Origin of the sequence: Clostridium sp. AM27-28, assembly GCF_003480955.1 — a bacterium.
GTDB lineage: Bacteria > Bacillota > Clostridia > Lachnospirales > Lachnospiraceae > Otoolea > Otoolea fessa.
In genome coordinates this window covers 123,198-136,638 of sequence record NZ_QUJT01000007.1, presented here as the reverse complement: position 1 = coordinate 136,638, position 13,441 = coordinate 123,198, and the positions used below count along the sequence as shown (strand labels likewise).

Below are 13,441 nucleotides of genomic sequence, written 5' to 3'. Positions count from 1 at the left end.
AGAGCGCCTATGGATTGTTTTCAAAGTCTTTTCTGCCGGTTGACACGGTTTGGTTGACACGGAGACAGTCTGCGGCTGTACACCTGTCTGACATTCCCTTGTCGGGCATATTTCATTTATGGAGGTAACTGCCTATGGCAAAAAGCAAAAACGAGAGCAATAACAAAAACAGCGGCACCCTGCTTACCGAAAAAGACGGCACCCAGTATTTTGTCATGGGGAAAGTCCGTATCAAGGTATCGGAGCATTTCGCACAGGATGGGAAGCCGCTTGACAGCCTGCTGGAAGATGTGATCCAGCACGCTGCCGCCGCTTCCTGAAAAAATACGGAATAACGACTGTCAATCAGCCCACGCTTATGATATACTTGTACCAGCGAGTATTGTATAAGCGTGGGTTGTTTCTTTTAGAAGGAGGATTTTTAACCGTGAAACAACCATACAATACAACGATTTATAACACTGCACTATATTTGAGATTGAGCCGTGACGATGAATTACAGGGGGAAAGCGGCAGTATCCAGACCCAGCGCATGATGCTTAGACAGTATGCCGCAGAGCATGGGCTGACCGTTGTAGACGAGTACATTGACGACGGATGGAGTGGGACAAATTTCGAGCGTCCAAGTTTCCAAAGGATGATTGATGACATCGAAGACGGGAAAATCAACTGCGTTGTCACAAAGGACTTATCCCGTCTGGGAAGAAACTATATCCTGACCGGTCAGTACACGGAAATCTATTTCCCCAGCAAGGGAGTACGCTACATTGCCATCAATGACAATGTGGACACCATCAACGGAGAAAGCGAGCTTGCACCGTTCTTAAACATCCTGAATGAAATGCACGCCCGACAGACCAGCAAAAAGGTCAAGGCTGCCATGCACACAAGATTTGCCAATGGCGCACACTATGGAGCCTATGCACCGCTGGGCTATGTAAAAGACCCGGACAAAAAAGGTCATCTTCTGATCGACCCGGAAACACGCTGGATTGTAGAGAAGATTTTTGACCTTGCTGTACACGGGCGTGGAGCCGCCAGCATTACACGGATTCTGGTGGAGGAAAAAGTACCTACCCCCGGCTGGCTGAACTATGAAAGATACGGGACTTTCGCCAATATCTACGCCGGTGCGCCCGCAGAAAAAGCCTATGCGTGGACGATTGCACAGGTCAAGAGCATTTTGAAAGAGGAAACCTACATCGGTCACAGCGTTCACAACAAGCAGAGCAACATTTCATTCAAGAACAAGAAAAAGGTGCGGAAGCCGCAGGAAGAATGGTATCGTGTGGAAAATACCCACGAAGCCATCATTTCCGAAGAAGTGTTCCAAAAAGTTCAAGAGCTGATTGCAAGCAGACGCAGGAAACGCAGAAACGGTACGACACAGATTTTCGCAGGATTGATAAAATGTGCAGACTGCGGATGGTCTTTAGCCTATGGGGAAAACAAGCAGAACAAAAACCCATACGGGTACTACCATTGCAGCAAGAACGGACAGGGATTACGCCAGTGTTCCATGCACTATATCCGCTATGATGTACTGTATGCCTATGTGCTTGCAAGACTGCAATACTGGTCTATGATGGTACAGAAAGACGAGGACAAGCTGCTGAAACGGCTACTCAATGCCAGCGACAGGGAAAGAAACTCTGCGAAGAAAAAGCAGGCTGCGGAGCTGAAAAAGGCAGAGAAGCGTAAAGCCGAGGTTGACGGGCTGTTTGCTAAAATGTATGAGGACTGGTCTGCCGGACGCATAACCGAGTATAACTTCAATATGCTGTCCGAGAAGTACCAGAACGAGCAAAAGGAGCTTGAAACAAAAATAAGACAGCTTCACGAAATGATGGAAGCCGCCGTACAGACCGCAGCGGATGCTGAAAAGTGGATTGCCCTAATGAAACAGTATGTCAACCCTGTGGAGCTGACCGCCGAACTTCTGAACACTCTAATTGAAAAAATAACCGTCCACGAAGCTGTCAAGGGCGAGGACGGAAGTCGTGAGCAGGAAGTAGAAATCTACTACCGCTTCATCGGCAAAATCGACTGACCTTTCTTTTTTACCCAACAATATCTTTAATTAAGGGAAACGGGAGTTAGCTTGCCCGATACCGTTCTATTGATCCCGCTGGCAAATCTGTTGGATGTTTCCGTTACGGAACTTTTGATGTGTGAGAGATTGCCGAACGATGATGTACTAAAACCTGATAAAGTTGAGGATATTGTTAAGACGGCAATCATTTATGCGGACGAAAGCCCTGAAAGGGCATATCATGTAAAGAGCAAGTGGATTGTCTTTTACGGATTTTCCCTTTTGATTTGTTGTATCGGTACATTTCTGAACTATACAACGGCGCAGCCCTGCATGGAAACCTTGGAAACGCTTGCGCTTCTAAGTGCGGTATTCGGCGCGTACTTTTGCTGCTTCGTCCGCACTAAGTTATCAAGCTTTTATGATGAAAACAGTGTAAACATTTTTTATGATGGCCCATTCCGCATGAATGTGCCGGGAGTAAAATTCAATAATCGCAACTGGCCACATATTGTGAGAACTCTCCGCTTGAGTTTGTGCCTGTGTATGATACTATTCCCGATTATCAACATCGTGGCGGGCAGCATTGTAGCAGATGTATGGGAAAACATAGGGAAATATGTTTTCTTGGCTATGTTCCTTTGCGGTGTGCTGTTGCCAATATATGTGGTTGGAAAGAAGTATGAATAAATTAACTATAACCTGTAATAAAGCGTTGCACTAACTCTGCCAAATCTGCTGCACGACGGCAAAAGAAAAAAAGCCGTCGTACAGCAGTCCCATCAACACGCCTATATGAAACGGCGGCTTTGAATTTCAGAGCCGCCGTTTCTTTGCGCTTGCACAAACTGATGACGACTTGCAGGGACACGGTAGCCGATTGGAGGTTAATCTGCCGTGTCCATTTTACTTTTCCATAGCGTTCATGATCTGCACCAGCTAAAAAAAGCATAGCCCCTCCATCGGAGCAGTCCGGCCTCGAAAGTGAAACTAAACATCATGTAACACGAATTTTATTTACTCGCGTCCGCATAGCGTCATGCTGTGCGGGCGTTTTTATATGCCCCTGCTTCTGGTCACGGTGGCCAGAGGCTCCAAGGTGCCGGGGGCCGCCTGTTCTCCATTTCAATCCGCACTCACCAACCACCTTTTGAAATGGAGGACAATTATGACGACTATCAACCTGAAACGGTATTACCCCTATATGACCGAAAATGTGATGCTGGAAGTTTCGGACGAGATCGCCGCCACCCTCTCTATGGGAGGCCGCCTGTGCGACAGCTACAAGCGGCAGAAGCGCAGAAATGGCGAGTGCTCGCTGGACACCGATCCCGGCTTTGAGGCCGACGTGCTCCGCCAGCCCATGACCCCGGACGAGTACATTGAGGCGCGGGAAACCACGTTTGCCCTCTATGACGCGCTGACCCAGCTCCCGCCCACGCAGGCCCGGCGTGTGTACCAGCACTATCTTCTCGGCATGAGCAAGGCCGAGATCGCGGCAGCCGAGGGCGTTGGCCGGAGCCGCATCTGCTGCTCCATTGAGCGCGGGCTGGCCGCTATGAAAAATATTTTGAAAAAATCTCTGTAAGAGGGAGTACATTTGCCCCCGAAACCTCCTGATAGGTGAGAGGAGTTTTCTTCCTCACCTTGAAAACTGAATAGACAGTATTCCCGATACGAAATCCGCGTGATAGCGACGTAAGGTGCGCCGCCACGACAGCCAGTTCAGGAGGTGATGGACAAGCTGGCCGAGCGATCAACGCAGCCTTTGACCCGGTGCTGGCAAACCGGGCGCGAGGACAGCGCGGAGGATAATGAAACTTGCTCACGCCCTCCCACAGACTTGAGGGGGAGTCCCTGCGGTATGCGCCAGCCCTCCACGGGCAGCGGTACTGTGGGGCTATGCAGCCGAAGCCATCGGCGGTCTGGAATACTCCCCGTGCCGGGGATGCGTGGCAAATACGGCACACAACAATCATACAGGGAGCCGTCCAACCGGGCCTTTCTGTCTTATGACAGCCCAAACCATTCCGGCGCGGCGGCTCCCTCTTTTGTGGATTGAAACGGAAAACAACTGTCCCGCTGCTTCTGGTCATCGTGGCCAGAAGTGGGGCAAGGTCAAAGGACGGCGCTGTTGTGCCGTCCTTTCACGTTTCCCCACGGACAACGGGAAACCATCAAATCTATTCACACCGCTGATTATTATAGGAGGTTTTCAGATGACGGAGGCAAGAGTCGGCTATCACAAGGAAGTCAAAACCGCGTCTTTTCAGGGCAAATCCATCACCGTGGAAAACCTGACCCCGATGCTCTCTCCCAAAGCACGGGACAAGCGCAAGCGTGAAATTGAAAGCTGTCTGTATGAGGTCTTTGTGAAGTATGCGCCGGGACGGGCGCAGATGCACTAATGCGGGACATCCTTGAGATGCGGGGCTGCCAGAGGTATAATATAGGTGTAAGGTTTGGTAGCTCCTACACGGAAAGGAGCACCAAATGATTATTCGTGAAGATGCCATTTATGGCAGACAGTCCGTTGACCGCAAGGACAGTATCAGCATTGAAAGCCAGATCGAGTTCTGCAAGTATGAGTTGAGAGGAGGCAATTTCCGCAAATACACCGACAAGGGTTATTCCGGCAAGAATACCGACAGGCCCAAGTTCCAAGAAATGATGGCCGATATTCGCCGGGGCTTGATCAAGCGCGTGGTGGTCTACAAGCTGGATCGTATCAGCCGTTCCATTCTGGACTTCGCAACCATGATGGAAACTTTTCAGGAATACAATGTTGAGTTCGTATCTTCCACGGAGAAGTTTGACACGTCCACCCCGATGGGGCGGGCCATGCTGAATATCTGCATTGTGTTCGCCCAGCTTGAACGTGAAACCATCCAGAAGCGCGTGACCGATGCCTACTATTCCCGCTGCCAGCACGGTTTTCACATGAGCGGCGCGGCCCCCTACGGCTTCCAACTGGAGCCGACCACCATTGAGGGCATCCGCACAAAAATGATGAAGCCTGACCCGGAAACGGCAGATATTGCAAAGCTGATGTTTGAAATGTACTCCCAGCCCGCAACCTCTTTCGGGGACATCGCCCGCTACTTTGCCGACGAGGGTATCCTGATCTACGGTAAGGAAATGAAACGGGGCTTTATCTCCCAGCTTTTGAGAAACCCCATTTACGCGCAGGCTGACCTCGATATGTACGAGTTCTTCAAAAGCCAGGGTACGGTGGTAGTCAATGAAGCCACGGATTTTGCCGGGACAAACGGCTGCTATCTCTATCAGGGCCGGGATGTGCAGGAAAGAAAAAACAAGCACCTGAAAGATCAGATACTTGTTCTTGCTCCCAGCGAGGGGCTGGTATCGTCTGATACATGGCTGCGCTGCCGGAAGAAGCTCATGGCGAACAAGACGTTCCAAGGCGGGCGCAAGGCAAAGAACACATGGCTTGCCGGAAAGGTCAAGTGTGGCCGCTGTGGGTACGCGCTTATGAGCGTCGGCAATCCTACAGGCGTTCAGTATCTCCGCTGCTCCAAGCGGGCCGACAGTAAAAGCTGTGACGGCTGCGGGACGCTCCGTACACGGGAATTTGAAAGGTTCCTGTACGGCGAAATGGTCAAGAAGCTGTCCGAGTTCCAGACGCTGACGGCAAAGCGGGAAACGGTCAATCCCAAATTGACCGCGCTGAACATGGAGCTTGCCCGCGTGGAGGACGAGATTGAAAAGCTGCTGAATACTCTGACCGGGGCCAATGCGGTGCTGCTGTCCTATGCCAACAGCAAAATCGAGGAGCTGGACACACGCCGCCAAGCCCTGACAAAAGAGATCGCGGCGCTGTCGGCGGAAACCATGTCCCCGGAACAAATCGAACGGCTGTCGGTCTACCTCAACCAATGGGAAGAAATTGACTTCGAGGACAGGCGGCAGGTTGCCGACGGCCTGATCTCACAGATCCGCGCAACCGATGAACACGTTTCGATTGAGTGGAAAATTTGACTTTTACTTATCCATCGCACACGACAAAGGGCTGTGTGCCCTTGTCAAGCGATGTAATCTTCTCTTAATCAATTTTTCTTTCCTGTAGCTTTACTTTTTCAGTTTTAACCCATCTTTGAAAGCTTCACCCACACGCTCTGTAACCTTGTAGTAACCATGAGCATAAGGGTCAAATGCAATGGCATTTACCTTGGAAATATCAATTTTACCGTCTACCATAACGCTCTCATCGGCAGTTACATTCACACTGTTGTCCTCATTATAAGTTGCCACCATCAACACTGGCATAGGAAAAATTCCTTCCGTAATTTTCAACTTTGTTCTCATAATAATCTCTCCTTAAAATTAAATTGACAGAATTATTTATCCTGCTTATAATTATATCCAATCAATTCAGAATTTCAAGTACTGGTCAAAATGATAGGTACTATCCAAGGAGAAAGTGTAATGATACAAAACTACATTGAAAATGCCAATTTTGAAGATACAGGCTTTGCTTACACCTTGTCCCTGATTTCCGGCAAACATAAAATGGTCATTCTTTATTGTTTAATGGAATTTAAAACTGTAAGGTTCAATGAGCTGAAGCGTTATCTGAAAACAATTTCCGATAAAACATTAAGTACCAATCTCAAGGAACTAGAGTCTGACAAACTGATTATCCGTACTGAATATCCTCAAATTCCACCCAAGGTGGAATACTGTCTTTCGGAACGTGGCAAGTCACTAATGGTAGTGTTAGATCAGCTTTGTGTTTGGGGTGAAGAAAACAAACTGACAGATTAACATCTTCTAATTTTTTTGAAAATATTATTTCTGACAGTATAACTTTGTACCATCTCACCTAACATACTATCTGCGGTATGGGATTTTTCCATACCGCAATACCGTACCTTTCACACGGGCATTGATAACAGATTTCCACTCGTTACCGCATTTACTGCATCTCCACCAGACATTTTTCCTCGACTTTGCATTTACTTCATCAGGCTTCAATGGCAAGTTCTTCTCCGACCACTCCGAAGCAATTTCAGGGTGTGTTGTCTGCAAATCGTTAAACCCTTTCAGGAGTATGTACCCACTGCAATACGGGCAACCTGTTTTATTTATTGTCCTGCTCTTAACAGCAGCTTCCCACTCGTGTCCTTTCTCTCATCTCCAAATCACTTTCTTATGAGAACCAATAGAAACTTCTGTCGGTTTTATCTTATTCTTTTCCGACCACTGCTTTTCCAGTAGCGGCTCTAATGTCGCCAAATCGTTAATCCCTGCAATCACTCTCGCACCGGAACATATCGGTATGCACTGCTCTTAGAAAACGATTTAATATTTACCCTAACAATGGGTTCTTCTGGACATGCAACGGTAAAGGGTAAATCTCAGGAAAGGCCTGACATTAATAATGTTCTCTCTTTTGAAATGGATACAGATCAATCATGTTTCCTCTCTGTAATTAGCGGAATAGAAAGTCTGAAAGATAAATATGGAGATATGCAGGATATAAAATAAGTGGAGTTGTCGATAAATTTCGATTTATATGAACAATTCACATTCTTTTCTGACTGAGCAAGCCTTTTTAATTGCCATACCCGCAACTGCCGTCATAAAGCCACTTACCTTCCGAGCATGCTTTGGACATACGGCTACGCACCGCATACATGAAATACATTTACTTTTATCTGTCATTCCTGGCTTTTTCCTGTCAATTGCTCCTGCAGGGCATTTATCCGCACATAATCCACAACCAGAGCATGAAGCATTTGCTTTTGGAATCAGAACTGCACTAGATTTTTTATATGGTCTATTCCCCAGAATGCTTGGCGTAGATTCATTACCACTTCCCGTTTTTTCTAATATTTGATTACCAAATTCAGTTAATTGATTGTCATCATTTTCATCCGGTCTTCCGGTCGCATACTGATGCAAAATAGAATGCTCCGCAACTGCTGATACAGCTGCAATCACATGAAAACCTGCTTTAACAGCATAATCTTCCATCTGTACAAGCGTATTCTCATATGCTCTGTTTCCGTATACAGCAACAATCACACACTTACACTGATTACCTTTCATCTTCGCAAGCCGATCTAATGCAAGCTGTGGTGCTACTCCACCAAAAGAAGGCATTGCAATCACAGCTATGTCTTCTTTTGTTAATGAAATGGAACTAAAATCCAAATCTGTTTTTGAAAGGTCTATGTCTTTCACTTCATTCCAGAATTTTGTCATCGTATTTGCTACCTTTTCAGTTCCACCTGTTGGGCTAAAAATAATTCTATATTTGTTCATTTTATATTTTTCTGACCTCCGATTTAATCTGCTTTTCCTTCACATCTATCCCATTGCCTACAAACACCCAAAATGGTCGAGTTGCCGGATTGGTTGTCATCCGTTTTCATTTTCCAAAAATCATCCCAAAATGCCTGACATCTAATCCACTGTCTCAAATCGTGACATCTAATCCGAGGTTACAACCTGACACACTTTTTGCAGTAGATATGTTTCAATATAAGAAAACCGAGCTTTTTCGGAAGTCTGGCTTCAAATCCAACCCTCCGAAAAAGCCCGGAAATACACCGCTTTCTGGCACTTGATTTTATTTTCTTGACATCAAGACTACCGTCTCCACATGCGGTGAAAGTTACTTCTTATACTAAATAGCGAAACTGGTAGCTTTTGCGAAATTATTTCTATCTCTATAGTGGGGATAGGTAAACCTCCCCACTATAGAGAGCATCTCGACACTTATTGCATGTCACTTCAACTGAAGTTGTACACCTTTTTTAGTTTTAGTAAGGATTATCTTTTTATTACCAGTACATTCTATGTTATTTTCACTATCTGTCAAAACAAGTAACTTCGAATCTTTTATTTGAACAGCTTCATTAAATAATTCCTTTATTACCTGTTCTAAATTGTTTGGATATATATACCAATCTAATTTTTTGCAATAGTGTTTTCTATTATCCTCCCGATTCGTGGACAAAATCACTTCTATCGGAAGTTCTATATTACTGCCAACCACAGGTATTGTTAAGCTTGCATGGCGTGTCAAATTAATACAATCAAACGGATGTCTCCCTCTGTATTCTAAGAACAATTTATACAAATACAATACATAGCTTCTGTTCAATCGGCCAATTCTTCTATACGGATATTCTATGCAACCATCTTGATCTTTTTCATAATGCACGATAGATGTTAATCGCGGCGAAAATTCCGACTCCAGAACCGCATTCATTTTATCACCAACTGTTTGTTTAAGTTCATCTATATTTCTCAAAAACTGTTGGATTTTTACATATGTATCACACAAGTATGGCGATATTATATCCTGTATTACAGGATCAAGTTTTTCGTTTAAACTTATTTTACATTTTCCGTCTTTATTAAAACAACATAATCGTATAACTACATTATCAAGATATACCCTTGATGAATATTTGATTTCTAACCCTTTCGGCTGCTCTGTATCGGACTCCCTAAAATTATTAACATACATATACTCCAAATTTTTCTCATATTTTTCAATATCCTTTTGACTAACAACCGAAGCCTTAACCAATTCTATCACAGCGTTATTTCCACTACGCGATTGGCTAATCATTAGATCGCAATCTTGTCCTACAAGAATATAATAATTCCCGTTACTATCTCTAAAAATATCGCCGGCAGCCGGAGGTTGGTAATATTGATTAATGCTTAAATCAAACGCTTCAAATGTATTCAATTTTTGCATTTCACTTGAATATTGAATATCTTCATCATTCAATATATCCATCATTTGAGTAAGCCTTATAATATCAAATATTTCATTATTTACGTTAAGTTTATATTGAAATAGTAAATTGAGCCAATCCGTTACTACCTTATAATTTGTAACACCTTCATTAGATGCCATCTTAGCAAAATAGTATGCAATGTCCTTGTTTACTATAGCGTCATCAAAAGCTTCTTCTAATATCTTCTGATATACATTCTTCAACTTGAATAGTAGCAAACTATATGCACTCTTAGCCAATGCAATCTGCAAACCATCTGGTGCATCCTTTGACACATGCTCTGCAAAAACTTTACTGCTAATTTTTTCTTCCTTTTCTTTAGAACTCAAAATAGCAGCAACAATATTTTTTCTACCATTCTCATTAATTTGTTCAATTTCTTGTAGAATTTCATTAGCTCTTTGTTCTTCTTCCAACTGATTATCAATGATACATATTATCGTTTTATTCGCTTGGCCATACTCATTCAAGTCCTTCGCAAAGGAATCTTTCGTTTTTGCGTTAAAATTTGTATATATCTTGTATTTTTTCCATTCACCATCATTATAAATATAATCATTGAAGATTTGTTCAAAATAACTTGGAATCTGAACACCCAACCCGTATTGATTCAATATTGAAGCAAACTTTACCATGTCCTTTACGTCAATATTTGCATAATTTTTTCGCAGTTTTACTCCTATGAGGCCACCATCTTGACCGCCTCCTTCAATAATTGAGAACAACGTTTCAATATCATCCCTAGGTATCTCATTTTCCCAATCAATAGCCTCTATATAACCACTCACAGTGGCACTATATTCCTGCAATTCATCTACAAAATCTGCGCCTGCATCCTTTAATTCAACATACAATCTTTCTCGACTATTACCATTTAATCTTGCCAGTCCATAAAAAAGGCTTTCTTTGCTATTTTTAAACGCAAAATCATCTTCTAAAAATATGATAGTATCGCAGTTCGTAATTCTAAAAAATTTATCATATGTTATAGCCATTTTAACCCTCCTCATCTACCATAGATATAAGGAATTTATAACGATTACCATATGAATTTCGTTCAGATAGTAATTCGATATTTGCATTGAATGAATTTAATATTTTCTTCACTATATATAACCCCATTCCCCTGCCTTCATGATTTGGCTTACCAGATTCTAGAGGTTCGAACAAAATATCCTCCATCGTTTTAATTACACCTGTTCCTGTATCGTATACCACGATATCACTTCCATATGGTTCTACTGTTATCTGATCCCTTTCCGAATACTCATATACATTATCTACCTCCGCAAATTTTCTTCTTTTATCAATCCAGTAAATTGAATTATTAAACAAATTGTAAAAAACATGTATTAAAACGCCTTTAGGAACAAACCACGATAAACCTTCTGTTTTGCAAACTATATTAATGTCATTATCCTTGATTGTTTTTACCAGATTTTCTTCTATGTTTTTTACAACTACTTGTATTTGTTGAAGTATAAATTCATCGTAAGTACCTTTTTTGATAAACGTATTCTCTAGAAAAGAATATAAATTCGCCACATCATTCATTTTTCCTGCAACAATTGAATAACTTGTTTGAATCGGGTAAACATGTGTGTTATAAACTTTTACGTTTTTTTGTGCTACAAAGTAATCCTTCAAATAGCCAAAATGTTCTTCGATATTTTCATCTATACCCGTTTTACTAATAGAATGCAACTCATGCGTAATTGTCTCCGTTATTAATCCATTTGCCATTAATTTGTAATTGTTGTAAGACTCTACTTCTATTGCTTTTAATTGTTCATCCGCTTCTACTAATAAATTAGCTGCTTGCTTTTGTACCTTTTCGTTTTCTCCAAAATGCTCTGTAACATTTTGAAAAACCTTTTCCATCTTTTCATACAAACTGATTGGCATAGATGCTTTTTCACCTTCAATTTTAATATTGCCACTAAATTCTTTAGTGATTTTCTGCATCTCAGCCATTACTCGCTTATTACGCATAATGAACTTTTCAATGTCCGTTGAATTTTTCTTTACACGCTTCGATATATTATCTTCCAATAATCCATTTTCAGTAAGCAAGACTTTAATAATATCATTTGACTTTCTGTTTAATTCATAAAATAAATTATTGAAAACAATACCTATCAGCATCTTAAATGCATAAGAAACTTCATTCTGATTTATATCTAGTCGAGAGCTAATCTCCTGAATATTTTTCTGCTCTGGATCTCTTACTGAAACATATCCTACTGTATTACCCAAATCAAATCTATACCATTGTTGACCTTTCGTCCTGAATTGTTGCAGTTTAATCCAGTCATTTTCCTTATCTCCCAAAAAGCCGATTCTATATACATCACGATATAGCTTTATACCATTATAATCCTTTAAAAACTCCTTTAATGCTTTTAAATTATATTCCTGATCTTTTTCGATTTCTTTTAAAGACTCAATTATTATGTTCTCTCCTATTGCTGCATTCTGTTTAAACGAAAAAATTTCACCCGAAATAGGCACTATTTTTATTAGTGCTTTCATACATTCATTTGCTTTTTGTTCCGCAAACTCTTTTCTTATATTTTTATCTGTTATACCCAGCTCGAACATGTCATAAAATGTCTGTGCAACTAAGTCAAACAACTCATCGTAACGCACTTCTTGTACAAGAACATTTTCGATTCTATCTCTATTTGTATCTAACAATTCTTTATAAAATCTATGCTCTTTTTTGAGCCGTTTAAATGCTTCAGGCTTCGCCAAAACTCTATGAACACGCTCTATATACCAAGGTTGCAAACTAAGTTCATACTTTAATAGTATTTCTCCCCCATTTTCAACAATTCTAAACTTATGAATGCTCTCCGAAAGTTGCAACATTTTATCCGGAAAATCAATATCTAATTCTATATTGTTATAATACATTTGAATTGTAGTTTTCTTATTTACTTTACTAAAAGGTGAAATCAAAAAATTAATAGCCGATTTTAACTCTCTATTAACTACTAAACTTGAATTATCAAAATGTAATACCATCTGAGCCGGAGTTTCTAAAAAATCGCTAATATTAATTCCTAGAATCCATAATCTTGTATAACTCTCTCCCATTTTCCTTACTTTTTTATATGGAACAAAATAATCACTATTACTAGCACTACTTATTTCATCCCAATTAATGAACGTCAATGTAGCAAACGGTTCTGATTCAGATGCAGTTTCAACCAGTAAATATTTTCCTAATCGTTGTACCGCCAATCTACCGATACCCTTTTCTCCCAACGTTGTCTCACCATTATTGTTTTTCAAGTCTGTCCCAATTTCCAGAAACCCTTTTTCCAGTTGAAATTCATTCATACCTTTACCGTTATCTTCAACAATCAACAAAGGCTCACCCAAAAGAGACCGGGGTACTAGTTCGGATATGTCATCCATGCATACAGGAATTGAAAATTTTTCTGCCCCACCTAACATGTTACCATCTTCAAAAAGCAGAAGCTTTATATTTGGTGCTTTAGCATCAATGGAATTTTTTATCAACTCAATAATAGCCACTTCGGAAGTGGTAATTAAATCCTTTCCTAAATGCTTAATTACTCTTGGACTAATTTTTATTTGTTTATGCTCCATTTTTTTGTCC

The 13,441-nt window shown here is 41.7% G+C and carries 13 protein-coding genes and 1 pseudogene; 7 read left to right on the top strand and 7 right to left on the bottom strand.

Annotated features, from left to right (window positions below; all coding sequences use genetic code 11):
- Positions 1-134: 134 nt before the first annotated feature.
- The 3 genes from DW720_RS09405 (at position 135) to DW720_RS09395 (ending at position 2,722) form a co-directional block, all read left to right on the top strand.
- Positions 135-320, top strand: coding sequence for a hypothetical protein (locus tag DW720_RS09405; RefSeq protein ID WP_004849804.1), 186 nt, complete (start codon positions 135-137; stop codon positions 318-320).
- Positions 321-427: 107 nt separating this feature from the next.
- Positions 428-2,050, top strand: a complete 1,623-nt coding sequence (locus DW720_RS09400) for a recombinase family protein (RefSeq protein ID WP_118749563.1) — start codon at positions 428-430, stop codon at positions 2,048-2,050.
- A gap of 51 nt (positions 2,051-2,101) precedes the next feature.
- Complete coding sequence (locus DW720_RS09395; protein WP_118749562.1) at positions 2,102-2,722, top strand: hypothetical protein; 621 nt, start codon at positions 2,102-2,104, stop codon at positions 2,720-2,722.
- Position 2,723: 1 nt separating this feature from the next.
- Here DW720_RS09395 and DW720_RS09390 read toward each other — a convergent pair whose 3' ends face one another.
- On the bottom strand, positions 2,724-2,984 hold the full coding sequence (locus DW720_RS09390; protein WP_118749561.1) for a hypothetical protein: 261 nt from the start codon (positions 2,982-2,984) through the stop codon (positions 2,724-2,726).
- A gap of 198 nt (positions 2,985-3,182) precedes the next feature.
- Between DW720_RS09390 and DW720_RS09385 the strand changes: the two genes are divergently transcribed.
- The 3 genes from DW720_RS09385 (at position 3,183) to DW720_RS09375 (ending at position 6,031) form a co-directional block, all read left to right on the top strand.
- Positions 3,183-3,620 (top strand): sigma-70 family RNA polymerase sigma factor, encoded by a 438-nt coding sequence (locus DW720_RS09385; RefSeq protein WP_147355508.1) that lies wholly within the window; start codon positions 3,183-3,185, stop codon positions 3,618-3,620.
- 631 nt (positions 3,621-4,251) lie between these two features.
- On the top strand, positions 4,252-4,440 hold the full coding sequence (locus DW720_RS09380; RefSeq protein ID WP_118544239.1) for a hypothetical protein: 189 nt from the start codon (positions 4,252-4,254) through the stop codon (positions 4,438-4,440).
- Between the two features lie 85 nt (positions 4,441-4,525).
- Positions 4,526-6,031: a recombinase family protein gene (locus tag DW720_RS09375; protein WP_118749559.1), complete on the top strand. Its 1,506-nt coding sequence runs from the start codon at positions 4,526-4,528 to the stop codon at positions 6,029-6,031.
- Between the two features lie 90 nt (positions 6,032-6,121).
- On the opposite strand, the gene DW720_RS09370 is transcribed toward DW720_RS09375, so the two are convergent.
- Positions 6,122-6,358 carry a hypothetical protein gene (locus DW720_RS09370; protein ID WP_107001142.1) on the bottom strand — a complete coding sequence of 79 codons (237 nt, stop codon included), beginning with the start codon at positions 6,356-6,358 and terminating at the stop codon, positions 6,122-6,124.
- A gap of 120 nt (positions 6,359-6,478) precedes the next feature.
- On the opposite strand from DW720_RS09370, the gene DW720_RS09365 reads away from it, so the two are divergent.
- Complete coding sequence (locus DW720_RS09365) at positions 6,479-6,817, top strand: helix-turn-helix domain-containing protein (RefSeq protein WP_107001143.1); 339 nt, start codon at positions 6,479-6,481, stop codon at positions 6,815-6,817.
- A gap of 66 nt (positions 6,818-6,883) precedes the next feature.
- On the opposite strand, the gene DW720_RS15980 is transcribed toward DW720_RS09365, so the two are convergent.
- From DW720_RS15980 to DW720_RS09345, 5 genes and pseudogenes are all read right to left on the bottom strand, one after another.
- On the bottom strand, positions 6,884-7,081 hold the full coding sequence (locus tag DW720_RS15980; RefSeq protein WP_279221246.1) for a zinc-ribbon domain-containing protein: 198 nt from the start codon (positions 7,079-7,081) through the stop codon (positions 6,884-6,886).
- Positions 7,082-7,126: 45 nt separating this feature from the next.
- Positions 7,127-7,309 (bottom strand): annotated as a pseudogene (locus DW720_RS15975) (zinc-ribbon domain-containing protein); the annotation flags it as partial.
- 255 nt (positions 7,310-7,564) lie between these two features.
- Entirely contained in the window at positions 7,565-8,320 is a 756-nt protein-coding gene (locus DW720_RS09355; RefSeq protein WP_107001144.1) for a 4Fe-4S binding protein, read from the bottom strand.
- Positions 8,321-8,786: 466 nt separating this feature from the next.
- Positions 8,787-10,808: a hypothetical protein gene (locus DW720_RS09350; protein WP_107001145.1), complete on the bottom strand. Its 2,022-nt coding sequence runs from the start codon at positions 10,806-10,808 to the stop codon at positions 8,787-8,789.
- A gap of 1 nt (position 10,809) precedes the next feature.
- Entirely contained in the window at positions 10,810-13,431 is a 2,622-nt protein-coding gene (locus DW720_RS09345) for an ATP-binding protein (RefSeq protein WP_181357226.1), read from the bottom strand.
- Positions 13,432-13,441: the final 10 nt, after the last annotated feature.

Coding starts and splice junctions, on each gene's coding strand:
- DW720_RS09345 (WP_181357226.1), bottom strand. CDS start 13,431: ATGGAGCATAAACAAATAAAAATTAGTCCAAGAGTAATTAAGCATTTA.
- DW720_RS09350 (WP_107001145.1), bottom strand. CDS start 10,808: ATGGCTATAACATATGATAAATTTTTTAGAATTACGAACTGCGATACT.
- DW720_RS09380 (WP_118544239.1), top strand. CDS start 4,252: ATGACGGAGGCAAGAGTCGGCTATCACAAGGAAGTCAAAACCGCGTCT.
- DW720_RS09365 (WP_107001143.1), top strand. CDS start 6,479: ATGATACAAAACTACATTGAAAATGCCAATTTTGAAGATACAGGCTTT.
- DW720_RS09370 (WP_107001142.1), bottom strand. CDS start 6,358: ATGAGAACAAAGTTGAAAATTACGGAAGGAATTTTTCCTATGCCAGTG.
- DW720_RS09390 (WP_118749561.1), bottom strand. CDS start 2,984: ATGCTTTTTTTAGCTGGTGCAGATCATGAACGCTATGGAAAAGTAAAA.
- DW720_RS09405 (WP_004849804.1), top strand. CDS start 135: ATGGCAAAAAGCAAAAACGAGAGCAATAACAAAAACAGCGGCACCCTG.
- DW720_RS09355 (WP_107001144.1), bottom strand. CDS start 8,320: ATGAACAAATATAGAATTATTTTTAGCCCAACAGGTGGAACTGAAAAG.
- DW720_RS09375 (WP_118749559.1), top strand. CDS start 4,526: ATGATTATTCGTGAAGATGCCATTTATGGCAGACAGTCCGTTGACCGC.